At 65.1% G+C, this 25,338-nt stretch carries 22 protein-coding genes; 17 read left to right on the top strand and 5 right to left on the bottom strand.

Annotated features, from left to right (window positions below; all coding sequences use genetic code 11):
- The first annotated feature begins 68 nt into the window (after positions 1-68).
- The gene (locus SPYCW_RS15595; RefSeq protein ID WP_120217575.1) at positions 69-1,082 is read left to right on the top strand and encodes a sugar kinase; all 1,014 of its coding nucleotides are present in this window, start codon (positions 69-71) and stop codon (positions 1,080-1,082) included.
- Positions 1,069-2,595, top strand: a complete 1,527-nt coding sequence (locus tag SPYCW_RS15590) for a carboxylesterase/lipase family protein (protein WP_120218346.1) — start codon at positions 1,069-1,071, stop codon at positions 2,593-2,595. Before SPYCW_RS15595 ends, SPYCW_RS15590 begins: the two co-directional genes overlap by 14 nt.
- A gap of 88 nt (positions 2,596-2,683) precedes the next feature.
- On the opposite strand, the gene SPYCW_RS15585 is transcribed toward SPYCW_RS15590, so the two are convergent.
- Genes SPYCW_RS15585 through SPYCW_RS15575 form a run of 3 tightly spaced genes read right to left on the bottom strand, consistent with a single transcriptional unit; the run spans position 2,684 to position 5,429 of the window.
- Entirely contained in the window at positions 2,684-3,655 is a 972-nt protein-coding gene (locus SPYCW_RS15585) for an alpha/beta hydrolase (protein ID WP_120217574.1), read from the bottom strand.
- On the bottom strand, positions 3,652-4,053 hold the full coding sequence (locus SPYCW_RS15580; protein WP_120217573.1) for a cupin domain-containing protein: 402 nt from the start codon (positions 4,051-4,053) through the stop codon (positions 3,652-3,654). Before SPYCW_RS15580 ends, SPYCW_RS15585 begins: the two co-directional genes overlap by 4 nt.
- A 2-nt stretch (positions 4,054-4,055) precedes the next feature.
- Positions 4,056-5,429: a pectate lyase family protein gene (locus SPYCW_RS15575; protein ID WP_120217572.1), complete on the bottom strand. Its 1,374-nt coding sequence runs from the start codon at positions 5,427-5,429 to the stop codon at positions 4,056-4,058.
- A 254-nt stretch (positions 5,430-5,683) separates the two neighbouring features.
- Here SPYCW_RS15575 and SPYCW_RS15570 point away from each other — a divergent pair, with 254 nt between their 5' ends.
- Together SPYCW_RS15570 and SPYCW_RS15565 are read left to right on the top strand one after the other, a co-directional pair.
- Complete coding sequence (locus SPYCW_RS15570; RefSeq protein ID WP_443029450.1) at positions 5,684-8,551, top strand: TonB-dependent receptor; 2,868 nt, start codon at positions 5,684-5,686, stop codon at positions 8,549-8,551.
- Between the two features lie 93 nt (positions 8,552-8,644).
- Positions 8,645-10,234, top strand: coding sequence for a family 43 glycosylhydrolase (locus tag SPYCW_RS15565; protein ID WP_120218345.1), 1,590 nt, complete (start codon positions 8,645-8,647; stop codon positions 10,232-10,234).
- Positions 10,235-10,422: 188 nt separating this feature from the next.
- Here the strand turns inward: SPYCW_RS15565 and SPYCW_RS15560 are convergent, their stop codons facing one another.
- The gene (locus tag SPYCW_RS15560; protein ID WP_120217570.1) at positions 10,423-11,928 is read right to left on the bottom strand and encodes a UxaA family hydrolase; all 1,506 of its coding nucleotides are present in this window, start codon (positions 11,926-11,928) and stop codon (positions 10,423-10,425) included.
- Between the two features lie 43 nt (positions 11,929-11,971).
- Between SPYCW_RS15560 and SPYCW_RS15555 the strand changes: the two genes are divergently transcribed.
- Genes SPYCW_RS15555 through SPYCW_RS15540 form a run of 4 tightly spaced genes read left to right on the top strand, consistent with a single transcriptional unit; the run spans position 11,972 to position 16,818 of the window.
- Positions 11,972-12,754 (top strand): 2-keto-4-pentenoate hydratase, encoded by a 783-nt coding sequence (locus SPYCW_RS15555; protein WP_120218344.1) that lies wholly within the window; start codon positions 11,972-11,974, stop codon positions 12,752-12,754.
- Positions 12,755-12,774: 20 nt separating this feature from the next.
- A complete protein-coding gene (locus tag SPYCW_RS15550) occupies positions 12,775-14,082 on the top strand; it encodes an MFS transporter (protein WP_120217569.1) in 1,308 nt (435 codons plus the stop codon).
- Between the two features lie 4 nt (positions 14,083-14,086).
- A complete protein-coding gene (uxaC, locus tag SPYCW_RS15545; protein ID WP_120217568.1) occupies positions 14,087-15,499 on the top strand; it encodes a glucuronate isomerase in 1,413 nt (470 codons plus the stop codon).
- On the top strand, positions 15,496-16,818 hold the full coding sequence (locus SPYCW_RS15540) for a mannitol dehydrogenase family protein (RefSeq protein ID WP_232014737.1): 1,323 nt from the start codon (positions 15,496-15,498) through the stop codon (positions 16,816-16,818). Before uxaC ends, SPYCW_RS15540 begins: the two co-directional genes overlap by 4 nt.
- Before the next feature lie 93 nt (positions 16,819-16,911).
- Here SPYCW_RS15540 and SPYCW_RS15535 read toward each other — a convergent pair whose 3' ends face one another.
- On the bottom strand, positions 16,912-17,799 hold the full coding sequence (locus tag SPYCW_RS15535) for a LysR family transcriptional regulator (protein ID WP_120217567.1): 888 nt from the start codon (positions 17,797-17,799) through the stop codon (positions 16,912-16,914).
- A gap of 98 nt (positions 17,800-17,897) precedes the next feature.
- Here SPYCW_RS15535 and SPYCW_RS15530 point away from each other — a divergent pair, with 98 nt between their 5' ends.
- From SPYCW_RS15530 to mmsB, 9 genes are all read left to right on the top strand, one after another.
- Positions 17,898-19,391: a CoA-acylating methylmalonate-semialdehyde dehydrogenase gene (locus SPYCW_RS15530; RefSeq protein WP_120217566.1), complete on the top strand. Its 1,494-nt coding sequence runs from the start codon at positions 17,898-17,900 to the stop codon at positions 19,389-19,391.
- A 54-nt stretch (positions 19,392-19,445) separates the two neighbouring features.
- The gene (locus SPYCW_RS15525; RefSeq protein WP_120217565.1) at positions 19,446-19,958 is read left to right on the top strand and encodes a hypothetical protein; all 513 of its coding nucleotides are present in this window, start codon (positions 19,446-19,448) and stop codon (positions 19,956-19,958) included.
- Positions 19,959-19,981: 23 nt separating this feature from the next.
- Positions 19,982-20,287, top strand: coding sequence for an I78 family peptidase inhibitor (locus SPYCW_RS15520; RefSeq protein ID WP_120217564.1), 306 nt, complete (start codon positions 19,982-19,984; stop codon positions 20,285-20,287).
- Positions 20,280-20,696, top strand: coding sequence for a RidA family protein (locus SPYCW_RS15515; protein ID WP_232014736.1), 417 nt, complete (start codon positions 20,280-20,282; stop codon positions 20,694-20,696). Before SPYCW_RS15520 ends, SPYCW_RS15515 begins: the two co-directional genes overlap by 8 nt.
- Positions 20,693-21,160 carry a hypothetical protein gene (locus SPYCW_RS15510; protein ID WP_120217563.1) on the top strand — a complete coding sequence of 156 codons (468 nt, stop codon included), beginning with the start codon at positions 20,693-20,695 and terminating at the stop codon, positions 21,158-21,160. Before SPYCW_RS15515 ends, SPYCW_RS15510 begins: the two co-directional genes overlap by 4 nt.
- Before the next feature lie 2 nt (positions 21,161-21,162).
- Entirely contained in the window at positions 21,163-22,308 is a 1,146-nt protein-coding gene (locus SPYCW_RS15505; RefSeq protein ID WP_120217562.1) for an acyl-CoA dehydrogenase family protein, read from the top strand.
- Positions 22,305-23,351 carry an enoyl-CoA hydratase/isomerase family protein gene (locus SPYCW_RS15500; protein WP_120217561.1) on the top strand — a complete coding sequence of 349 codons (1,047 nt, stop codon included), beginning with the start codon at positions 22,305-22,307 and terminating at the stop codon, positions 23,349-23,351. Before SPYCW_RS15505 ends, SPYCW_RS15500 begins: the two co-directional genes overlap by 4 nt.
- A gap of 114 nt (positions 23,352-23,465) precedes the next feature.
- Positions 23,466-24,248, top strand: coding sequence for an enoyl-CoA hydratase-related protein (locus SPYCW_RS15495; protein ID WP_120217560.1), 783 nt, complete (start codon positions 23,466-23,468; stop codon positions 24,246-24,248).
- A 1-nt stretch (position 24,249) separates the two neighbouring features.
- Positions 24,250-25,125 carry a 3-hydroxyisobutyrate dehydrogenase gene (gene mmsB / locus SPYCW_RS15490; protein ID WP_120217559.1) on the top strand — a complete coding sequence of 292 codons (876 nt, stop codon included), beginning with the start codon at positions 24,250-24,252 and terminating at the stop codon, positions 25,123-25,125.
- Positions 25,126-25,338 lie beyond the last annotated feature (213 nt).

Genomic DNA, 25,338 nt, shown 5'->3' with positions numbered 1-25,338 from the left:
AAGCGCCCTTCGACAGGCTCAGGGCTATGGTCAAGATATAAGCCGGGTATCCGGCGAACGGAGTTGGGATGGGGCAAGGCAAGCTAGTCTTTTTCGGCGAATTGCTGATCCGCCTGACCGCGCCGGGCAACGAACTGCTCATGCAGTCGCCGTCGCTGGCGCTGCATGTCGGCGGCGCCGAGGCGAATGTCGCGATCGGGCTCGCGCACCTTGGCCATGACTGCGCGATGGTCAGCAGGGTTCCTTCGAATGCTCTGGGTCGCGGAGCAGTGGCAGCGGTGCGCGGCGGCGGCGTCGATTGCACCGCCGTCACCACGGGTCCCGGCCGGATGGGCCTCTATTTCCTGAGCGTCGGTGCGGGGCTGCGGTCGTCCGAAATCGTCTATGATCGCGCGGGATCCAGTTTCGCGGCGACCGGCGCCGAAGATTATGACTGGGACGCCCTGCTCGCCGGTGCAGGCCTGCTCCACCTGTCGGGCATTACCCCCGCGCTCGGGCCGCGCTCGGCAGAGGCTGCACTCGCGGCGGCGCGCGCGGCGAAACGGCTCGGCGTGCCGATAAGCTTCGACGGCAATTACCGTGCGATGCTGTGGGACGCGTGGGACAGCGATCCGCGCGCCGTCTTGTCCGAACTGATCGGCCTCGCCGACATCCTTTTCGGCAACCACCGCGACCTGTCGCTGGTGCTGGGGCAGGAATTCAGCGGCGATGGCGAAGACCGGCGGCGCGAGGCCGCCGAGGCGGGGTTCGCTGCCTTTCCGGACCTCCGGCTGATTGCCTCGACCGCGCGGCACACCGTCACCGCCGACCACCACCGCATCGCGGCGCGCGTCGATGTGCGCAGCGGTGGCCACCAGACCGCCGAGATCGACGTCACGGGCATCGTCGACCGGATCGGCGCGGGCGATGCCTTCGCCGCCGGGGTGCTCCACGCGCACCGCGCGGGCGGCGATGCGCGGGCGATGGCGGAAAGCGGCCTCGCGCTGACCGCGCTCAAACATTCGCTGCCGGGCGACGCGAGCCGTTTCGGGCAGGCCGACATCGATGCGTTCCACGGTGGCGGGCTTGATGTCCGGCGCTGACCCGATCGACCGCCGCGCGCTACTGGCTACGGCTGGCAGCGCGCTCTTTCTTTCGGCGTTTGCGCGCGCCGAGATTGTGGCACCAATCCAACATATCGGGGCGGTCAGCGCGCCCGACGGTTCCTATTTTTCAGGTAAGCGCCGCAGCTTTGGTGACGGCCAGTCCTGGGGCTTCACGGGTATCCGCTATGGTCGTGCCGTGCGTTTTCGTGCGCCGGTCGCGTTGACTAGCGCCGAGCAATTGCGCGGCGACGTCTTTGGTCCCGCCTGCCCCCAGACGGGCAGCCGTTACCAGCCGCAGGACGAGGATTGCCTGTTCCTCAACGTCTGGACGCCCGACATCGAACGGCCAGCGAAGCGCCCCGTCATGGTCTATTTCCACGGCGGCGCCTATTCGACCGGCAGTGTCACCGATCCGGTCAACGACGGCGCGCGCCTCGCCGCGCGCGGCGATGTCGTGGTCGTCACCGTCAACCACCGGTTGAACGCGCTCGGCTATCTCTATCTCGCCGGGCTCGATGCGCGCTTTCCTGACAGCGGCAACGCGGGGCAACTCGACCTGATCGTTGCGCTCCAATGGGTCCAGCGCAATATCGCTGCCTTTGGCGGCGATCCGGCCAATGTCACCGTCTTCGGCCAGTCGGGCGGCGGCGCCAAAATCGCGACGCTGATGGGGATGCCCGCGGCGAAGGGGCTGTTCCACAAGGCGATCACGATGAGCGGGCAGCAGGTCACCGCGTCGGGTCCGCTCAACGCGACGAAGCGCGCGCAGGCGTTTCTCGAAAAGCTCGGCAAGGATGTCGATCCGGCGACGGTGCCGGTCGAGCAATTGATCGCGGCATTGTCGGCCACCGATCCGATCCTCGGCGGCGGGGTTTATATGGGGCCGGTGCTCGACATGAGGCATCTGACGCGCCACCCCTTCTGGCCCGACGCCGCGCCGCAGTCGCTCGCTATTCCGATGATGCTCGGCAATACGGTGATGGAAACGCGCGCCTTCTATTCGCCCGATGGCAAACAGCTTGCCGGGCTGGGTTTCGATAATCTCGCGGCTCGCATCGCGCCCGAAATGCGGATCGACATCGAACCATCGTGGGTCGTCGCGCAGTTTCGGGGACGCTATCCCGCGGCAGATCCGCTCGAACTGTTCCACCGCATCGTCACCGCGGCGCGCAGCTGGCGCGGGCAGGTCGAGGAGGCCGAAGCGCGCGCGCGGGCGGGGCATCCGGGGTTCGTCTATCAGCTCGATTTCGAGGCTGCGAAGCACGCCGACGATATTGCGCTCAGTTTTGGCACCGTCGCTGACCCGACCCCGGCGCAGCAGGCGATGAGCGAGCGGATGATGGACGCCTTCGTCCGCTTTGCGCGCACGGGCAATCCGGGCTGGCCGCCCTATGGTCTGGCGAAGCGGCAGACGATGATCTTCGACACGGAAAGCCGGGTCGAAAATGACCCGCGCAAGTGGGAGCGCGAGCTGTTCGTGCGCGTGCCCTATGTCCAGCCGGGATCCTAACGCGTCATTGCGAGCGAAGCGAAGCAATCGAGAGCGGCTTACGCCACGCTGGATTGCCGCGTCGCTTCGCTCCTCGCAATGACGGAGATCAGACGATCCCCTGCGATCCGAGCCAGTTCCACAGCAGTTCGGGCCAGATCGCGACGGGCAGCCATGCGGTCTTCATCAACCCGAAGCCATGCTCGCCGCGCTCGAAGAAATGCGCTTCGGCGGGTGCGCCGATGCCGCGCGTCGCTTCGCGGAGCCGCACACTGTTCGCAATCTTGACGACGCTGTCATCCTCGGCGTGGAGCAGCCACAGCGGCGGCTGGTCGGCGCGGACGTTAAGCTCGGGCGAATAGAGTTTCTCGCGCGCCGCATCGGGCGTCGCGCCGATCAGTTTCTCGCGGCTCACCGCATGCGCGATCGCAGGGTCCATCGACACGACGGGATAGATGGCGGCAAGCGCGTCGGGCCGTGCGGGCAGCGGGTCGGCAGCGTCGACCGGATCATAGACCTCTGCGTCGAAGCGCGTGAGCAGGCTCGTCGCAACCTGTCCGCCCGCCGAGAAACCGCCAAAGGCGACACGCGCCGGATCGATGCCGTCGAGCTTCGCGCGGCTGCGCACCAGCCGCACCGCGCGCTGCGCATCGGCGAGCGGGACGTCTGCGCCGTTCGTCCAGCCGTCGCCGGGCAGGCGGTAGAAGAGGACATAGACGGTGACGCCGCGATCCTTCAGCAAGCGCGCGAGCTCATAGCCCTCCTTGTCGATCACGACATAGCGATAGCCACCGCCGGGGGCGAGGATGACCGCCGCGCCGTTGGGCTTTGCCGGGTGAAAAATGTCGAGACGCGGGCGCGTGATCTTCTCGAGCATCCGGTCGCTGGCGTTCGGATCATCGCTGCGCTGGACGACCGCTTCGACGAGGCCCGGTGGCGGCTTGATATGGCCGTCTGGCCACAGCGCGATGCTCGCGTCGGGCGACAGGCCCACGGGCCGCGTCCACACCGCCTCGGCCGCCGCGCTCGCAAAGGGCAGCGTCAGCCCCGCCGCCAACAGCGTGCGGCGACCCAGCGTCATGGCGCGGGCGCCTTGTTGGGATAGGCGATAATCAAGACCAGGGGTTCGCCGCCCGTCTGGCGGATACCGACCATTGCGCCCTTGTAGAGCCAAGCCGCGGTTCCGGCCTTCAATTCCTGTTCCTCGCCGTCCGAATGGACGATGCCGGTGCCGGAAAGGACATAATATATCTCGTCATGGTCGATCGGGTGGATGCCGATCGCAGCGCCCACGTGCAGCGCGCGCTTGCGAAATTCGAAGCTGCGCGGCGCCGGGACCGAATCGCTGATCCGGTAGGCAGTCGACATCCCGATTGCGCCATGCGGCGGCGCCTCCTCACGGACCGTCGTCGTCTCATCGATCACCACCATCGCGGGGGTGGTTCCGCCTGCGAGGAGCAGGGCGAGCAGCGCGCTCATCGTCAATTCCCCGTCCGCGACGCGCGGTCGCGCGCCGACAGATTTTCCTGCGGCAGCGGTGCCGTTTGCCCGGGATAGATTCCCGACTTCGGCTCCATCGTCGCAAGATCCCAGTCACCCTCGACAAAGGGCGCGCGCACCTCCTTGACCTTGGGGTAAGCGCTCACTTCCTTCTCGTCGTCGATCACTTGCCCACGCCCCTCGGCGACGAAAAAGAGCACACGGATTTCCTCGGCGTCGCGCGCCCAGGGCCGCGCGCCCGCGGTCGACAGCACCGATGTTTCGACATCGCGCACCGGCAGGATGGTATAGCCGCCCACCGGCGCGAGCGGCGCCTTGGCGCGGATCAGCTTCGCCTGCGTCTCGCCATAGCGGCCGAATTCGGGCAGCGTCACGCCGTGGCGATCGACGTGGAGATTGTCCTTGCCAAAATATTCGAGGTCGCCGTCGCCGCCCAGCATCAGGAACGGCAGCTGCTCGTCGGTGTCGTTGCCGCCGCGCATCACATTGCCGATCGCGGTGATCTGCCCTGTCACATAATCATGCCCGACCCATTCGAGGTTCATGAGGTTGTAATGCACCGCGCGGTGCTGCGGGTTATAGATCAGATTGTTGATCATCAGCGCCTGTCCGCCGCCCTTGATCAGCGGGTTGCGCTCGACATTATGCGCCCAGACATTGCGGTAAAAGACGATGCCCGTCGCATTGTCGTGGATCAGCGACCCCTTGCTGTGCTCGCCCTTGGGATGGCTCGCGTCGGCGAGGCCTTCAGCGGCGAGGTTGTTCGGGAAGGTGATATTGTGGCTCGTACCCGCCCGCCATTCGGCGACGCTGTTGCCGGTGAAGCGGGGGCCGGACGCCGACATATTTTCGTCGATCCCCCACATGAGCGTGCAATGGTCGACAATGACATTATGCGCCGCCACGGTCGAAAAAGTGTCGGCTTCCCAGCCGCTGCGTTTCGGTTGCCCATCGACCCCGGTGTAGATGCGCAGGTGGCGGATCACGACGTCGTGGGTCTTTACGTCGATGCCGGTGCGGATCAGCGTGATCCCGGGCCCCGGCGCGGTCTGCCCGGCGATGGTCAGAAACGGATGGGTGACGCTGATCGTCTGGCGTCCCATGTCGATGACGCCGCCGACCTCGAACACGATGATGCGCGGTCCGGGGGTCTCGATCGCAGCCTTCAGCGACCCCGGCCCGTCGGCTGCCAGCGTGGTCACGCGCAGGATCTGGCCGCCGCGACCGCCAATGGTGTGCGCAGCGGGGCCGACCGCACCCGGGAAGGCCAGCGGCGCCGGATCGGCGGCAAGCACCGGGCTTGCGGGTAGCGCAAACGCCAGAAAAAGCGCGGCCAACCAGGGTTTTTTGGGCATCCCGTCTCTCCGATTCTTTGGGGTATTGACACGGCTGTTCCAATCCCTCTATCTTCCTGACACCGGTTACCCCAATCGGTCAACGAGAAAATTTTCAAGGGAGAGGGGATAGGGCGGCCAGTCGTGACAGGCGACGGCGCCATCATCACTCTCAAAAAAATTTCCGGCCAGGCGATCATGCCGATTTGTCTGGTCTCGCAAAGTAACCGGTGTCATTTCTTGCTTCGGCAAGAGTTTCGGCCGATCAAGGGAGGATGATAATGGCTATTCATGCAACGCGGGGCCTTCGCGCTTTGACCCAATTGGCGTGCGGCGCTTCGCTTGCCGCGCTCGCGGTGTCACCGGCTTTTGCCCAGGACGCCGCCGCGCCCGTCGCCGACGAAGCGGTCGCGACCGAAGACGAGATCGTCGTCACCGGCTTTCGCGCCTCGCTCGACAAGGCGCTCGACGTGAAGCGCGATTCGGTGGCCGCGGTCGACGCGATCGTCGCCGAGGACATCGCCAAATTCCCTGATCAGAACCTCGCGGAATCGTTGCAGCGCATTCCCGGCATCACCATCCAGCGCGACGGCGGCGAGGGCCGCGGCATCACCGTGCGCGGTCTGGGATCGCAATTCACGCGCGTTCGCGTCAATGGCCTCGAAACCGTTGCGACCTCGACCGACGGCGCCTCGGCGAACCGCGACCGCGCATTCGACTTCAACGTCTTTGCTTCCGAACTGTTCAGCTCGATCGTCGTCCACAAGACCGCGTCGGCCGAACTCGACGAAGGCTCGCTCGGCGCCGTCGTCGACCTCAACACCGGCAATCCGCTGGCGGGCAAGAGCGGCTTTACCGCGGCTCTGTCGGCGCAGGGCAGCTACAACGACCTGTCCGAAAAGGTCGGCCCGCGCGTGGCGGGCCTGCTCAGCTGGGTGAACGACGCCGGAACGCTCGGCTTTGCGGTGTCGGCGGCCTATTCGGACCAGAAGACGCTCGAGCTTGGCAACAACACGGTGCGCTGGGCGCAGGCGCGCTTCGATTCCGTCAACGGCGCCCCGTGCTTTACCACCACCGCAACGAGCGGCATCGGCGTCGCCAATTCGGGCGGCGTTTATACCAACGGCCGCTCGGCGGCGTGCGATTCGGTCGCGCTCGCCTTTCACCCGCGCATTCCGCGCTATGGCGAGATCGCGCACGACAAAAAGCGGCTCGGCATCACCGGGTCGATCCAGTTTGCGCCGACCGACGCGACCAAGATTTCGCTCGACGGGCTGTTTTCGAGCTTCAAGCACCAGCGCCGCGAGCGTTGGGGTGAAGTGCTGCTGCGCAGCAACGAACGCTCGATCAACGTCCGCGACTATGTGATCGACAACGACAATAACATGATCTCGGCGACGCTCGACGACGCATGGGTGCGCACCGAACATTATCTGCGCCAGGCCAAGACCGAATTTTATCAGTTCGGCGGCAGTTGGGATCAGGATGTCGGCGACAATTTCCGCTTCACCCTGCTCGGCGGCCTTTCGAAATCGACCGCGTCGATCCCGCTGGAAACCACGCTGGTCTTCGACGACCGCGACGCGCAGGGCTATCGCTACGACTATACCGACATGGCGAACCCGGTGCTGACCTTTGGCACCAGCGTCACCAACCCGGCGAATTTCCAGCTCGCTGAAATCCGCGACCGCCCGTCGGAGGTCGAAAACAAGTTCCGCACCGCGCAGCTGCGCACCGAATGGGATGTCACCGAAGGCTTCACGGTCAAGGCAGGCGGCGTCTATCGCCGTTTCGACTTCACCAGTGTCGCCTTTACCCGCGACACCGTGGTGTGCGGCAATGGCGGTGTCGATCGCGTGCTCGGCACGCTGACCTGCTCGCCGTCGTCGGCGTTCGGCCCGACCGCGATCTACGGCTTCCCGGTGACGTCGTCGCTCGCCGAGCTGTTCACGCTGGGGAAGGCGGGGCAGCCTGCTGGAACCACCACCGAATGGCTGGTCCCGAATCTGGAGGCGGGGACAGCCTTTACCGGCCTGTATAACCGCACCCCCGCGCTCGACGCCGGCAACAACCGCAGCGTGCGTGAAGAGGTCACCGGTGGTTATCTGCAATTCGACGCCAAGGGCGAATTGGGCGGGCTCGACTATGCGCTCAACGCCGGGATCCGTTACGTCCACACCGCGCAGACGTCGAGCGGGCTCAGCAGCGGCGCTGCGGTGACCGTGAAGCGCAGCTATGAAGATTGGCTGCCGTCGGTGAACCTGGCCTTGTTCCCGCACGAGGACATCATTATCCGCGCTGCAGTCGCCGATGTGATGACGCGCCCGACGCTCGGCAACCTGACCCCCGGCGGCTCGGTCGACGGGTTCAACTATCGGATCAACTACGGCAACCCGTTCCTCGATCCGTTCCGCGCCACCGCGTACGACCTGGCTTTCGAATGGTATTTTGCACCGCAATCGATCTTTTCGGTCGCGCTGTTCAAAAAGGACATCGCAAGCTTCCCGGTCGCGACCACGAGCAGCGGCACCTTTGCCTCGACCGGTCTGCCGACGTCGATCATCCCGCCGAGCAGCCCTGCCGCGATCAACCCCGAAGGCCAGCTGTGGACGATCAACTCGATCGGCAATGGCGAAGGCGCCAGTCTGAAAGGGGTCGAAGTTTCGCTGCAGGCTCCGTTCACCTTCCTGCCAGGGTTCCTTTCGAACTTCGGCGGCATCGTCAACGCGACCTTCATCGACTCCGACGCCAACTATTCGGTGGCGGGCCCCTCGGTCGTGCCTGGCGGTGCCAACGTCGGGGCGATCCGCAACGGCACGCTCTTCAACCTGTCGAAGCGCGCCTATAACGGCACGCTCTATTATGACGACGGCAAGTTCAGCGCCCGTGCTTCGATCAGCTATCGCAGCCGTTATGCCGACGCCAACAGCGGCACCGGCAATGTGTTCGAAGGCTATGGTTCGACGATCAACGTCGATGCGTCGATGCGCTATGCGATCACCGACAATATCGAAATCTCGGTCGAGGGCATCAATCTGACCGACGAATATCGCTATCGCTTCACCGATATCGACGCGAACCGCAATTACGAGAACAACCATTTCGGTCGCACCTTCCTGTTCGGTGCGCGCGTCAAGATTTGACGTCGACAGGTTAGTCCCGGTGAGGCCCGGTCTTCGCTTGCGGGGGCCGGGCCTTTCTTTTTCAAGGAGAGCAAAGTGACCGATCGCCGCGAGATGCTGAAGCTGGCCGGGACGGGATTGATGGCTACCGGTCTGTCGGGCCTCGCCGGACCGTCGGCGCTGGCCGCCGCGTCGTCATCGCCATCGGCGCCGGCTTGGGCGAAGGGCTTCGACGGTCAGCGCAAGCCCGATCTTGGCGACGGGCGTTTTCTCAATCCGATCATGGCCGGCGACCATCCCGACCCGTCGATCCTGAAGGACGGCGCCGACTATTACATGACCTTCTCGACCTTCGACAGCTATCCGGGGCTGGTCATCTGGCATTCGCGCGACCTGGTGAACTGGCGCCCGATCGGTCCCGCGCTCCACAAGAATATCGGATCGGTGTGGGCGCCCGAGCTGGTGAAGCATGGCGGCCGTTTCTTTCTCTACATCCCCACCAAAGGCCCGAACACCAGCTGGGTGATCTGGGCCGACAAGATCGAGGGGCCGTGGAGCGAGCCGGTCGATCTGAACCTGCCCGACCATATCGACCCCGGTCATGCGGTCGGCGAGGACGGGTCGCGCTGGCTGTTCCTGTCGGGGGGCGACCGCGTGCGATTGTCCGACGACGGGCTGTCGCGGATCGGCGAGCCGGAACATGTCTATGATCCGTGGCGCTACCCCGCCGACTGGGTGGTCGAGGGCTTCGCTCCCGAAGGGCCGAAGATCACGCGCCACGGCGACTATTTTTACATGATCACCGCGGTCGGCGGCACCGCGGGTCCGCCGACGGGTCATATGGTGATCGCCGCGCGGTCGAAGTCGATCCACGGTCCGTGGGAGAACTGCCCCGCGAACCCGCTCGTTCGCACCACATCGGCCGCCGAAAAATGGTGGTCGCGCGGCCATGCGACGCTCGTCGAGGGCCCGGCGGGCGACTGGTGGAGCGTCTATCACGGGTTCGAAAACGGCTATTGGACGCTGGGGCGGCAGGCGCTGCTCGATCCGATCGAATGGACCGCCGACGGCTGGTTCCGCATGAAGGGCGGCGACCTGTCGCAGCCGATCGCCAAACCGGCAGGCGGGACCGTCGCGGGCCCACATGGCATGGCGCTGTCGGATGATTTCGGCGCGCTGGCGCTCGGCGCGAAATGGAATTTCTTCAAGCCCGGCCCCGACGAGCGCAGCCGTGCGCGCGTCGCGGATAACGCCCTGGTGTTGACGGCGCGCGGCAAGGCGCCGGTCGATTCATCGCCCTTGCTCTTGATCGCGGGCGATCAGGCCTATCGTTTTGAATGCGACATCGAGATCGCACCCGGCGGCACTGCGGGCTTGATCCTCTTCTACGACGAGAGGCTCTATTGCGGGCTCGGCTTCGACGGCGGGCGCTTCGTCACCCACCAATATGGCATCGAACGCGCGCGCCCCGCCAATCCGCACGGGCGGCGGATGCGGATGCGCGTCACCAACGACCGCCATATCGTGACCTATGACACCAGCGGCGATGGCGGGAAGACCTGGGTCCGTTTCGACCGCGGCATGGAGGTGTCGGGTTACCACCACAATGTCCGCGGCGGTTTCCTGATGTTGCGCCCCGGGCTTTACTCAGCCGGGGCGGGCGAGGCGCGGTTCCGCGACTTTCGCTTTGAGGCGCTCGGGTAGCGATTTTTCGTTTCGCACAAAGACACAAAGACACGAAGAGGGATCATCATTTTTCCCAAAGGCGGTTTCCCGCCGAAGGCGATATTTGAAAGCGCTTCGCGCTAGTCGCAACCTACGGCAGGCCATGGAGCAGACCCCTTCGTGTCTTTGTGTCTTTGTGCGAAATTTTTCCCAGCGCTACGTTGGCTTCAAAGCGTCACGCCCGATTTCCAGATCGCTATGTCGCGTTCCTCATTGGCTTCCGCCTTGGTGATGGCGCCTGACGCGGTGGCGACGATCAGATCGCGCAGTGCGTTCGACGCCGCGTCAAACCCGTCGTCGATCACCGTCCCGGCATCAAAGTCGATCCACCCCGCCTTGCGCGCGGCCAGATTGCTGTTCGACGCAATCTTCAGCGTCGGCGCCGGAAAGCCGAGCGGCGTGCCGCGTCCGGTGGTGAACAGGATCACCGTCGCACCAGCGGCGGTCAGCGCGGTCGACGACACCGCGTCGTTGCCCGGTGCTTCGAGCAGCGTCAGCCCCGCCAGCCGCGCCTCGCCGCCGTAGCGCTGGACATCGACGAGCGGCACCTGCCCCCCCTTCTGTACCGCGCCCAGCGATTTTTCCTCGAGCGTCGTGATCCCGCCGGCGATATTGCCGGGCGAGGGGTTCTCGCTCACGGGCTCGCCGTTGCGGATGAAATAGTCCTTGAAGTCGCGGACCAGCGCCGCGGCTTCGTCGAACACCGCGCGCGATACGGCGCGGTCAATCAATATCTGCTCGGCGCCGAAAATTTCCGGAATTTCGGTAAGGATGACCTGGCCGCCCGCGGCGGCAACGGCATCGGCCATGCGCCCGACGAGCGGGTTGGCGGTGAGGCCCGAGAGGCCGTCCGAGCCACCGCATTTCACCCCCAGGGTCAGCTTGGAGAGCGGCGCCTCGCGGCGCGGCGTATCAGCGCATCCGGCGACGAGTTCGTCGATCAGCGCGAGGCACGCGGCCTCGTCATCCTCGACCGCCTGCGCCGACAGGGTGCGGATATGCGCGCGGCGGTCGGCGGGGATCAGCGCGGTGAGCGCGCCGAGCTGGTTGCTCTCGCACCCGAGCCCGACGATCAGCACGCCCCCGGCATTGGGATGCTGCGCCAGTGCGGCGAGCACGGCGCGCGTATGGCCAAGGTCGTCGCCAAGCTGCGAACAGCCAAAGGGATGTTTGAAGGCATGGATGCCGTCGACGCGCCCGGCATGGCGAATGCCCGCGATGCGCGCGACGCGCGCGGCGAGATTGCCGACGCAGCCGACGGTCGGCAGGATCCAGATTTCGTTGCGCGTGCCGACGCGCCCATCGGCGCGGACATAGCCCGAAAAGCTACACGACGATGCTGCGGTCGGCGGTGCGTCGGCCGGCGCACCGGCATATTGATATTCGCGGTTGCTACCGAGCGCGGTCGCCAGATTGTGGCTGTGGACATGCTCGCCGGTCGCGATGTCGCCCGTCGCGATGCCGATCGGAAAGCCATATTTGATCACCGCAGCGCCCCGCGCGATCGGCGCGGTCGCAATCTTGTGCCCGCGCGCGACGGCAATTGCGGCGCAAAAATCGTCGCGTGCGATCGGCTTCGCGCCCGCCGCAATATCGGCAATCGCGGTCGCGACATTGTCCGCCGCATGCACGCGGATGGCCTTGTCGATCGGATATTCGCTTGCTTTTGACACCGGTGTCTCTTAGACGGTTTCGCGGAAGAGGGAAATGACAAAGATGCCGGCAAAAGCTGATCACGAAAATGTCGCCCGCGCGTTTCTGGCCGCTCGCGCGAAAAAGACACCGCTTACCTTGTATCCGGGAGCGATGCCGCAAACGATGGCCGACGCCTATGCGATCCAGGATCGTGCGATTGCGCTCGACGGGCGCCGCGTCGGCGGATGGAAGGTCGGGCGAATCGCGCCCGATCTGGTCGATCGCTATGGCGGCAACCGCCTGACCGGCCCGATTTTTGTCGACGAAATCCATGATGGGTCCGCGCAGCCGGCGATGCCCGTCTATGCTGACGGTTTCGCGGCCGCCGAAGCCGAGATATTGCTCTGCTTTGGCGAGGTCGGAACGCGCGACTATGACATCGACAGCGTGCGCGATTGCATCGTCGACGTTCGCACCGGGATCGAGATTGCAAGCTCGCCCTTTCCCGAAATCAACCGCCACGGCCCCGCGGTCACCGCGTCGGATTATGGCAACAACAAGGGGCTGGTGCTTGGTCCTTCGATCGTCGGCTGGCAGGACGCCGACCTTATTCGCATGCCGGTCGAAATGGCGATCGACGGTGAAACGGTCGGTGCCGCGACGATGGAGGCGATGCTCGACGGTCCGTTCGGATCGGCGCTGTTCCTGATCGAAATCCTGCGCGCGCGCGATATCGCGATTCCGCCCGGTACCCTGGTGTCGGCGGGCGCGATCACCGGCATCCATGAAGTCAGGCCCGGGCAGCGCGCCGAAGCGCTGTTCGACGGAAAAATCCGCGTCGGCTGCTCGATTACAAGCTATTAAAGCAAGAACGGGAGAGGTTTATGGCACAGGCATTCGCGGACGGAGGGACGGCGGCGCCAGTGCCACGATCGGGGCGGTATCGCTGGCTGATCGTCGCGCTGCTGTTCGCCGCGACCACGGTCAACTATATCGACCGCACCATGCTCGGCCTGCTCGCGCCGACGCTCGGGCAGGAGCTCGGGTGGAGCGAGAATGACTATGGCAACATCGTCACCGCGTTCCAGGCCGCCTATGCGCTTGGCTTCCTCCTCATGGGCTGGCTGATCGACCGTTTCGGACCGAAAATCGGCTATGCGATCGCGATCAGTATCTGGACCGTCGGCCATGTCGCTCACGGCTTCGCGTCGTCGGTCGCCTCCTTCATGATGGCGCGCGTGATTCTCGGCGTCGGCGAGGCAGGGCATTTCCCGTCGGTCGTGCGCGCGTCGAGCGAATGGTTCCCGCAAAAGGAACGCTCCTACGCGATCGGCTGGGTGAACAGCGCGACGACGATCGGCGTCATCCTGACCGCGCCGACGATCGCATTGTTCATGGTGTGGATGGGTTTCGACTGGCGTGAAACCTTCATGTATACCGGCGCCTTCGGCGTCATCCTGCTTGTGCTCTGGCTCTGGCTCTACAGCAACCCGCGCGAGAGCGGGAAGGTGAGCGAAGCCGAGCTAGCGTGGATCGAACATGATCCGCCCGAAAAGATCGAGCGGCTCGGCTGGGGCGCGATCGTCACCAAGCGCGAGGCGTGGGCCTATGCGATCGGCAAATTCCTGACCGATCCGGTCTGGTTCCTGATGCTTTTCTGGCTGCCCAAATATTTCAGCACCACCTACAACGTCGATTTGAAAGTCGTGCTGTTGCCGATGATCATCATGTATCTGCTGTCGGACGTCGGCAGCATCCTTGGCGGCTGGGTATCGTCGAAGCTGATCCAGACCGGACATAGCGTCAATTTCGCGCGCAAGGCGACGATGCTCGGCGCGGGTTGCTGTGTGCTGCCTTTGCTGTTCGTTTCGGGGCTCGACAATATGTGGCTCGCGGTGGTGCTGATCGGCATCGCGCTCGCGGGGCATCAGGCCTTTTCGTCGACGATCCTGTCGATCCCGCCCGACATGTTCCCGAAGCGCGCGGTCGGGTCGGTGATCGGGCTTGGCGGCTTTGCGGGCGGCGTCGGCGGGATGATCATGGCGAAGTCGACCGGGCTCGTGCTCGACGCGACGGGGGGCAATTACACGATCATCTTTGCGGCCTGTACCGTCGTCTATTTCCTCGCTGTGGCTGCGATCCATAGCCTGAGCCCGCGGCTTGCACCGGTCACCGTGGGCGTGGTGAAATAAGTCGATGCCGCGTCCGTCGCTGCTGTCTCCCGACCGTCTCTTTCCGTCCGACCCGGCGCAGCGCGACATCGCGCGCCGGCTCTATGCGGAGGTTGCGGACCTGCCGATCATCAGCCCGCACGGCCACACCGACCCGAGCTGGTTCGCGGGCAATGCGCCGTTCGGCAATGCGGCGGAGCTCTTGCTCCATCCCGACCATTATGTGTTCCGGATGCTCTATTCGCAGGGCGTTTCGCTCGATGCGCTCGGTATCCGCAATCCGGACGCCGACCCGCGCGAAAGCTGGCGGCTGTTTGCGCAAAATTACCATCTCTTCCGCGGCACCCCGAGCCGCATGTGGATGGACTGGGTGTTCGCTGAGGCGTTCGGTTTCGACGTGCAATTTTCCGCCGAAACCTCGGACCTCTATTACGATCGCATCACCGAGGCGCTGACGGCCGACGCTTTCCGTCCGCGCGCGCTGTTCGACCGCTTCGGGATCGAGGTGATCGCGACGACCGAAAGCCCGATCGATACGCTCGAGCATCACGCTGCCATCCGCGCTGCGAACGACAGCGGCGAATGGGGCGGGCGCGTAGTCACCGCCTACCGCCCCGACCCGGTCGTCGACCCCGAATTCGAAGGCTTTCGCGACAATCTGCAACGCTTCTCCGACCTTTCGGGCGAAGATGCCTTCTCCTATGCCGGATATCTCGCCGCGCACCGGGGCCGCCGCGCCTTCTTCGCCGCAATGGGCGCGACCTCGACCGATCATGGTCACCCGACCGCGGCGACCGCCGACCTGTCGGATGCGGAGGCCGAGGCGCTATTCGCGCGCGTCACCGGCGCCGACGTCAGCGCGGCCGATGCCGAACTGTTTCGCGCGCACATGCTCACCGTAATGGCGGGGATGAGCCTCGACGACGGGCTGGTGATGCAGATTCATCCCGGCGCCCTGCGCAACCACAATCCCTGGCTGTTCGACCATTATGGCCGCGACAAGGGCGCCGATATCCCGACGGCCACCGACTATGTCCATGCGCTGCGCCCGTTGCTTGGGCGTTATGGCAATGAAGCGGGGCTGACGATCATCCTCTTCACGCTCGACGAGACAAGCTACGCGCGCGAACTGGCGCCGCTCGCGGGCCATTATCCGGCGCTGAAGCTTGGCCCCGCCTGGTGGTTTCACGACAGCCCCGAAGGGATGCGCCGCTTCCGCAGCCAGACGACCGAGACCGCGGGCTTCTACAACACAGTCGGTTTCAACGACGATACGCGCGCCTTCCTGTCGATCCCCGCGCGCCACGACGTCGCACGCCGCATCGACTGCGGTTTCCTCGCGCAGCTCGTCGCCGAGCACCGGATGGAGGAATGGGAGGCCGCCGAACTCGCCGCCGACCTCAGCTACAATCTCGCCAAGGCTGCTTACAAGCTGTGAGGCTGTCGGCTGAAACGCCGCTCCCGGCGTCGGTGCAGGCGCCGGGTTACGACCGCGCCTCGCAGGCGGCGGGGATCGCCCATATCGGCATCGGCGCGTTCCACCGCGCGCATCAGGCCGTCTATACCGACGATGCGATGGGGGCGGGTGAGCGCGATTGGGGCATAGTCGGCGTGTCGCTTCGTTCTCCCGGTGTTGCCGCGCAGCTAAATCCGCAGGACGGGCTCTATACGGTCAGCACGCGCAGCGCGGCGGGGACCGGGTTGCGCCTGATCGGGGCGGTGCAGAAGGTGCTTGTCGCGGCCGACGAGCCGCAGGCCGTCATCGACGCTATCGCCGCATCGCCGACGCACATCGTCAGCTTCACCGTCACCGAGAAGGGCTATCTGCGCCGCTCTGACGGCACGCTCGATCTCGATGCGGCCAAGGGACCGTCGAGCCTCTACCGCTTTATCGGCGCCGGACTTTCCGCACGCAAGGCGAAGGGCTTGCCGGGCCTGACCCTGCTCAGCTGCGACAATCTGGCGAACAATGGCGCGGTGCTGAAGGCACTGATGCGCCAGTATCTTGCCGTGGAATATCCCGTTCTGGTGGATTGGTTCGACCGCGAATGCCGCTGTCCCGCGACGATGGTCGACCGCATCGTGCCCGCGACCACTAACGCCGACCGCGCGGCGATCGAGGCCGAACTCGGCGTCCGCGACGAAGGCGCTGTCGTCACCGAAGGCTTCAGCCAGTGGGTGATCGAGGATGATTTTGCGGGGCCGCGCCCGCGCTGGGAAAAGGTCGGCGCGCAGCTCGTCGCCGATGTTGCCCCCTATGAGACGGCAAAGCTGCGCATGCTCAACGGCGCGCATTCGGCGCTCGCCTATATCGGGCTGGGGGCAGGGCATGACTATGTCTATCAGGCGATCGCCGATCCCGCGATCCGCCCGCTCATCGAACGGCTGATGCGCGATGAGGCCGCGCCGACGATCGACGCCGCGCCGGGGCAGGATCTCGCCGCCTATGCCGATGCGCTGATGGACCGCTTCGCCAATCCGGCGCTCGATCACCGGCTGATCCAGATCGCGATGGACGGCAGCCAGAAGATTCCGCAGCGCTGGCTCGAAACGCTGGCCTGGCATCAGGCGCGCGGGGCGCGCTGCTCATCGCTCGAAGCGGCGATCGCCGCTTGGATCGCTTTTCTTCGGAGCGACCATCCGATCGACGATCCGCTCGCGGACAAATTGCGCGCGGTCGCTGCAGCTACTGATGCGATGCAAATGCTGTTCGGAGAAGGCGGTCTGATCGCCTCCGGGTGGCGCCCTGAAATCTGATCCTGTGCCCCTGCGAAGGCAGGGGCCCATCACCCGCCGGTTCAAACTTGCACGGACCGGAGATGGGTCCCCGCCTTCGCGGGGACACAAAAACTAAGCCGGAACCAGCAAACCCCGGCTTTCGCGCACCTCGGCATCCAGCCAGTCGATGAACGCCCGCATCCGGGGTTGCGGCGCGACGTCGCGGTGGAGCGCAAGCCAGAAGGCGCGCGCGATCGCCTGATCGGGGCGCACGCGAACCAGCGCGGGATCGCCCGCTGCGAGGAAGCAGGGGAGGACGCCGACCCCCGCGCCGCCCGCGATCATCCGCCGCTGCGCGAGGATCGACGAAGACCGGACGTTGGCGCGCAGCCCCGGCTCGATTTCGCCCAGATAGTCGAGTTCGGGGGCGTAGAGGATGTCGGGCATATAGCCGATCACCGGGATGCCCGCGCGCGACAACGGCGCTGCGGTCACAGCCGCCTGCCAGTCGCTCCGGTCCGCGGGCGCATAGAGGCCAAGGCTGTAGTCGGACAGCTTGCGCGTGATCAGTGGGCCTTTGCGTGGCCGCGCCAGCAGCACCGCCATATCGGCCTCGCGCCGCGACGGATTGAGAAAGCCCGACGAGGCGACAAGGTCGATCTCGAGCTCGGGATGCGCGGCGACGAATTTGCCGAGCCGCGGGGCGATGAAGCTGTTGCCGAAGCCTTCGGACACGCTGATGCGCAATTGCCCTGACAGCGGCGATCCGCCGTCGGGCGCCATGTGGATGCGCGCCGCCGCCGCCGCCATCGCCTCGGCGTGCGGAACGAGCGCCCGACCTGCCGCCGTCAGAACGAAACCCGTCGGGGCCCGTTCGAACAAGGTCTGCTGGAGCGCGGCTTCGAGCGCGCTGACCTGACGGCTGACCGTCGTCGCATCGACGTGCAGCGCCGCCGCGGCACGCGCCAGCGTGCCGTGACGCGCGACGAGCAGGAAATATTGCAGCTTGTCCCAGTCCATATGCCTGCAAATATGCAGGATAAGGCTGCAAGTCTATCCCTTGCAATCGCCCCTTAACTCGGCTGTTGCAGCGGCAACATTTTTTGGGAGACTCGGATATGCGACAGATCGACCATCACATCGTCGGCGGCGCCGGCAGCAGCAGCCGCTTCGGCGACGTCCTCGACCCCAATAATGGCGGCGTGCAGGCGCAGGTCGCATTGGGCGACCGCGCTATCCTCGACCGCGCCGTCGCCGCGGCGAAAGCCGCGCAGCCCGCCTGGGCCGCAACGAACCCGCAGCGCCGCGCGCGCGTGATGTTCGAATTCAAGCGCCTCGTCGAAGCCAATATGAACCAGCTCGCGGAGATGTTGTCGAGCGAACATGGCAAGGTGATCGCCGATTCGAAGGGCGATATCCAGCGCGGGCTCGAGGTCATCGAATTCTGCTGCGGCATCCCGCATGTGCTGAAGGGCGAATATACGCAGGGCGCGGGGCCGGGCATCGACGTCTATTCGATGCGCCAGCCGGTCGGCATCGGCGCGGGGATCACCCCGTTCAACTTCCCCGCGATGATCCCGCTGTGGATGGGCGGCGTCGCGACCGCGACGGGCAACGCCTTCATCCTCAAGCCCAGCGAGCGCGACCCGTCGGTGCCCGTCCGCCTGTCGGAGCTGTTCCTCGAAGCCGGGTTGCCCGAGGGCATTTTCCAGACCGTCCATGGCGACAAGGAGATGGTCGACGCGATCCTCGACCATCCCGACATCGGCGCGGTCAGCTTCGTCGGCTCGTCGGACATCGCGCATTATGTCTATAATCGCGGCGTCGCGAACGGAAAGCGCGTGCAGGCGATGGGCGGCGCGAAGAACCACGGCATCGTCATGCCCGACGCCGATCTCGACCAGGTCGTCAATGACTTGACCGGCGCCGCCTTCGGCTCGGCGGGTGAGCGCTGCATGGCGCTCCCCGTCGTCGTACCCGTCGGCGAGGACACCGCGAACCGTCTCCGCGAAAAGCTCGTTCCCGCGATCGAGGCGCTGCGCGTCGGCGTGTCGACCGATGCGGAGGCGCATTACGGTCCCGTCGTGACGCAGGCGCACAAGGAAAAGGTCGAAGGCTGGATCGCGAAATGCGCCGAGGAAGGCGCCGAGCTGGTCGTCGACGGCCGCGGCTTCACCTTGCAGGGCCACGAAAAGGGCTTCTTCGTCGGCCCGACGCTGTTCGACCATGTCACCACCGACATGGAAAGCTACAAGGAAGAAATCTTCGGCCCCGTGCTGCAGATCGTCCGCGCCCCCGATTTCGAAACCGCGCTCGAACTGCCCAGCAAGCACCAATATGGCAATGGCGTCGCGATCTTCACGCGCAACGGCCACGCCGCGCGCGAATTCGCCGCGCGCGTGCAGGTTGGCATGGTCGGCATCAACGTGCCGATCCCGGTCCCGGTCGCCTATCACACCTTCGGCGGCTGGAAGCGTTCGGCGTTCGGCGACACCAACCAGCACGGCATGGAAGGCGTCAAATTCTGGACCAAGGTCAAGACGATCACCGCGCGCTGGCCCGACGGGTCGCCCGACGGCGGTAATGCGTTCGTGATTCCGACGATGGGTTGACGGGGGCAACCCGTGAGCCGGCTCGGACATTTCTCCTGTCGAAGGAGAAGGACGATGAAGATCTGGACGATGCCCGCGCTGCTGCTGCTCGCGGCGTGCGGCGGTGGCGACGAGCGATCTGACGCGGAGGATACGGCTGCGCCCGCGATCCCCGCCGATGCGCCGAATGCCGAAGTCGATGCCGACCTGCCGACAGCCAAGCAGGAAGCGTCGACCAATCCCGCGAGCGATTCCATCGCGGGTGCTGGCGCGGCGATCCCGGCGGCGATTCGTGGCCGCTGGGCGCTGAACGCTGCCGATTGCGCCGCGAAAAAGGGCGCCGATCTGACCGCGGTTACGATCGATACGGCGAACCTGCGCTTCTACGAATCGCATGGCGAACTTACGCATGTGCGCGAAAGCGGTGCGAACCGGCTGGTCGCCGATTACCGGTTCAGCGGCGAGGGGCAGGAATGGGACCGGCGGATCGAGCTCACGCTTGCCGATGGCGGCAAAATGCTCGTCCGCCGCGATATGGGTGAGGGTGCCGCGGCGGGCGCGATGCGCTATACGCGCTGCGCCGGATGACGGTTTTGAAAGGGAGACTCACGATGGATTTTCGCTGGATTGCAATTGCCGCCGCCCTGCCGCTCGCCGCCTGCGCGAGCAGCGAAGCCCCGGTCGAGTCGACCCCGGCGGCACCCGAAGCCGCAATGACGTGCAAGGCCGATGCGGTGCAGAGCCATGTCGGCCATGTTGCGAGCGCGGAAATGGGCGCGGCGATCCTCAAGGAATCGGGCGCCCGCACCTTGCGCTGGGGCCCGCCGCGCAGCGCGATGACGATGGATTACCGCCAGGACCGCGTGAACATCATGTACGACGACGCCTACAAGATCACGCAGGTCACCTGTGGCTGACGACCAGTCGAGCATCGGGGGACGCCGCAATCACAGTTCCGCGTCCCCGTTCGAACCCGTCTATGGCTACAGCCGCGCGGTTCGGGTGGGGAACCGGATCGACGTCGCGGGCTGCGCGCCGATCGAGGCCGATGGCAGTTCAACGCTCGGCGATGCGGGGGTTCAGGCGGCGCGCTGCCTGACGATCATTCGCGAGGCATTGGAAGCGCTTGGCGGTTCGCCCGCCGACGTCGTGCGCACGCGCATGTATATCACCGACCCGGCGGACGCGGATCTGGTGGGGCGGGCGCATGGCGCGATGTTCGGCGACATCCGCCCCGCCTCGACGATGCTCGTCATCCCCGCGCTGATCCGCCCCGAGTGGAAAGTCGAAATCGAAGCCGAAGCCATCGTTGGGGGCAACGGATGATATGGCGCCTTTTCCTGATAGGATGCGCTGCTGCGATCTCGTGCGACGCTCCTGCTATAGCCGCCGAATTGGACGGTCCGGCCCGGTTTTGCGGTTATTCGCCTATCATCGATCTCCTGCCTGGAGAGCGTGTCGAAACGCTCACTGGAGGAATCCATGGTGGCTCCTTCCGTTGGAGCGGCGATTTCGGATCACTTGTCGTTCATGGCAACGGGTGGGCGAGTAAACCTAAAGGTGCTGTCGCGTTAAAGCGAAATGCAAAGGGCCACGTCCGTTACGCTTCGCGGAAAAGCGGAGGCGAATACGGGGTTGCCATCTGGAACCGCAGGCACGGGGCTGCTTATTTTTCATCGCCGAAGCCACTGACCGATGCGCAATTGACCGCAATCGACCGGGTCGATCTCTTCAACGAGGGTGAAGACCCAGACGGCTGCGATTTGCGAACAATTTTTTCTTGGGAATGACCATGACCGACCAGTTCCAGCTTACCGACGACCAGCTCGCCATTCAGGACATGGCGCGCAAGTTCACCGCCGACCGCATCACGCCCTTTGCCGCCGAATGGGACGAGAAAAGCCATTATCCGGTCGAAGTGTGGAAGGCTGCAGGCGAACTTGGCTTCGGCGCCATATATGTGGCCGAGGAATCGGGCGGCATCGGGCTGGGGCGGCTCGAAGCGGCGCTGATCATGGAGGCGATGGCCTATGGCTGTCCCGCTACATCCGCCTATGTCTCGATCCACAATATGGCGACTTGGATGATCGACCGTTTCGGCGGCGCTGCCATCAAGGACCGCTTCCTGCCGAGCCTGGTCAGCATGGACAAGATCGCGAGCTATTGCCTCACTGAACCCGGCTCGGGCTCGGACGCCGCGGCGCTCAAGACGACCGCGAAGAAGGATGGCGACCATTATGTGCTGAACGGCACGAAGCAGTTCATTTCGGGCGCCGGGGTCAACGACATCTATGTCTGCATGGTCCGCACCGGCGAGGAAAAGTCGAAGGGTATTTCCTGCCTCGTGATCGAAAAGGACACCCCGGGGCTGAGTTTCGGCGCGCCGGAGAAAAAGCTCGGCTGGAACGCCTCGCCGACCGCGCAGGTGATCTTCGAGGATTGTCGTGTACCGATCGAAAATCTCGTCGGTGCCGAGGGCGACGGCTTCCGCTTTGCGATGGCGGGGCTCGACGGCGGTCGCCTTAACATCGGCGCCTGTTCCTTGGGCGGCGCGCAGCGCTGCCTCGACGAGGCGATCGCCTATACCAAGGACCGCCAGCAGTTCGGGCAGCCGGTCGCCGATTTCCAGAACACCCAGTTCATGCTCGCCGACATGGCGACCGACCTCGAGGCCGCGCGGGCGCTGCTGTACATGGCGGCGGCCAAGGTCACCGCGAACGCCCCCGACAAGTCGCGCTTCTCGGCGATGGCGAAGCGGCTCGCGACCGACAATGGCAGCAAGATCGTCAACGACGCGCTGCAATTGTTCGGCGGCTACGGCTATCTGCGCGATTATCCGATCGAGCGTTTCTGGCGTGACCTCCGCGTCCACTCGATCCTGGAAGGCACCAATCAGGTGATGCGGATGATCGTCGGAAGGGACCTGCTGCGCCAATGACCGAAGATGTCTTGATCTCGACCGATGGCCGCATCGGTCGCATTTCGCTCAATCGCCCGAAGGCGATTCACGCGCTGAACCTCGCGATGTGCGAAGCGATGATCGACGCGCTCATCAAATGGCGCGATGACGACGCGATCGAAGCGGTGATCATCGACCATAGCGAGGGGCGCGGCTTCTGCGCTGGGGGCGACATCCGCATGCTCGCCGAGAGCGGTGCGAAGGACGGGGTCGAAGCGCGCGCCTTCTTCCATACCGAATATCGCCTCAACCATCTGCTGTTCACTTACCCCAAGCCCGTCGTCGCTTTCATGGACGGGATCACGATGGGCGGCGGGGTCGGCATTTCGCAGCCCGCGAAATATCGCGTCGCGACCGAGCATACGCGCTTTGCGATGCCCGAGACGGGGATCGGCCTGTTCCCCGACGTCGGCGGCGGCTGGTACCTCCCACGACTCGAAGGCCGCGTCGGGGTGTTCCTTGCGCTTACCGGGGCGCGGCTCGACGGCGCCGAATGTCTCGCGCTCGGACTCGCGACGCATTATCTGCTCTCGGAGAAACTAGCCGAGGCGAAGGCGCGCATCGCGCAGCACCCCGACCGCATCGGCGGCATCCTGGGCGAACTGTCGGTCACCGCGCCGCCCGCCGCGATCACGCATCAGATCGACAAGATCAACCGGCTGTTCGCCAGCGACACCTATGAAGATATTCTCGCGGCGCTCGAAGCCGACGGCGGCGACTGGGCGACAAAGGAACTCGCGGCGCTGCACAGCAAATCGCCGCAGACCTGCAAGGTCGCGCTTCGTCAGTTGAAGGAAGGCGGGGCGATGCACGACTTTGCCGCGCAGATGACGCAGGAATATGCGATCGGCAGCCGCGTCGTCGCGATGCACGACTTCCTCGAAGGCGTCCGCGCGCTGATTATCGACAAGGACAACAGCCCGAAATGGGACCCGCCGACGCCCGAAGCGGTGACCGACGACTGGATCGACGCGATCTTCGCGCCGCTGCCCGAGAATGAGAAATGGACGCCGCTTACCTGAGCCGTTGCCGCTACCCTGCCTCGTCACCCCGGACTTGATCCGGGGTCCATTCGGGCCTCGCTGGAATGGATGCCGGATCAAGTCCGGCATGACGATTGATCGGAGAATTTGAAAATGACCTACGAAACCCTCCTCGTCGAAACGCGCGGTGCCGTCACGCTGGTGACGCTCAACCGCCCGCAGGCGCTGAATGCGCTCAACTCCAGCGTGCTCGACGATCTGATCGCGGCCTTCGCGGCGTTCGAGGCCGACGACAGCCAGCGCTGTGCGGTGCTCACCGGATCGGGCGACAAGGCCTTCGCCGCGGGCGCCGACATCAAGGAAATGGCCGACAAGCCCGCGTCCGATTTCTACCTCGAGGATTTCTTCGCGAAATGGACGAGCGATTTTGTGAAGAAGGTGCGCAAGCCCTGGATCGCCGCGGTCAACGGCTTCGCGCTCGGCGGCGGGTGTGAACTGGCGATGATGGCCGACTTCATCATCGCGTCCGAAAAGGCGAAATTCGGCCAGCCCGAAATCAAGCTCGGTGTTGCGCCGGGGATGGGCGGGTCGCAGCGGCTGACGCGCGCGATCGGCAAGGCGAAGGCGATGGAAATGTGCCTGACCGGCCGGATGATGGACGCTGCGGAGGCCGAACGCTCGGGCTTGGTGGCGCGTGTCGTCGAGCATGCGAGCCTTATCGACGAAGCGGTGAAGACTGCGACGGTCATCGCCAGCATGCCGGCGATGGCCGCGATGGTGAACAAGGACATGGTCAACGCGGCGTTCGAAACCACGCTCGACCAGGGGCTGATCTACGAACGCCGCCTGTTCCAGATCCTCGCCGCGACCGAGGACAAGGCTGAGGGCATGGCGGCGTTTATTGAGAAACGTGAGGGCGTGTGGAAAGGTCGCTGACATGAAAATCGCATTTATCGGGCTCGGCAATATGGGCGGCGGGATGGCCGCGAATCTCGCGAAGGCGGGGCACGACGTCCGCGCCTTCGACCTCAGCGAAGAAGCTCTCGCACGCGCCGTCGAGGCGGGCTGCACCCGCGCCGCCTCCGCCGCCGACGCGGTGACCGGCGCCGAAGCGGTGGTAACGATGCTTCCCGCGGGCAAGCATGTCGCGTCGGTATATGAGGCTGACGTCTTTCCGAACGCCGCGCGGGGCACGCTGCTCCTCGATTGCTCGACGATCGACGTCGCGACCGCGCGCGCCAATATTGAAGCAGCGACGGCCAAAGGCCTCGTCGCGGTCGATGCGCCGGTGTCGGGCGGCATCGCTGCGGCCAATGCGGGCACGCTCACCTTCATGGTCGGCGGCACTGTTGAGGGCTTTGCGCGCGCGGAGCGGATCCTTGCCGAAATGGGCAAGGCGGTGATCCATGCAGGCGATGCGGGGGCGGGGCAGGGCGCGAAGATCTGCAACAACATGCTGCTTGGCGCGTCGATGGTCGCGACGTGCGAGACGCTTGCGCTCGCGCAGAAGCTCGGGCTCGACCCGCAGAAATTCTTCGACATCGCCAGCGTGTCGTCGGGGCAGTGCTGGTCGCTGACCAGCTATGCGCCGCTTCCGGGTGTCGGCCCGACGACGCCCGCCGACAATGATTACAAGGGCGGCTTTGCCGCGGCGCTGATGCTCAAGGATCTCCGCCTCGCGATGGAGGCGGCGGCAAGCGTCGACGCCGATGTCCCGATGGGTTCGAAGGCGCGCGAGCTGTACGAAGCGTTCGTCGAGGCCGACAAGGACGGCCGCGATTTTTCGGCGATCATCCAGACGTTGCAGGGCTGAGACCATACACCCAACCTCGTTCGCATCGAGCGAAGTCGAGATGCGTCTGGCGCTGTGCTGGCGTGTCTCGACTTCGCTCGACACGAACGGGAGTTCGGGTCGGTTCTAGGGTCGGCCCTGCTCAGGCTGAATCAAGTCACCGTAGCCCTGAGCCTGTCGAAGGGCGCTTCTCGGCGAGAAGTGCCCTCCGACAAGCTCAGGGCTACGGATCAA

Source organism: Sphingopyxis sp. EG6, from assembly GCF_003609815.1.
GTDB lineage: Bacteria > Pseudomonadota > Alphaproteobacteria > Sphingomonadales > Sphingomonadaceae > Sphingopyxis.
This window is presented reverse-complemented; position numbering and strand designations above follow the sequence as displayed.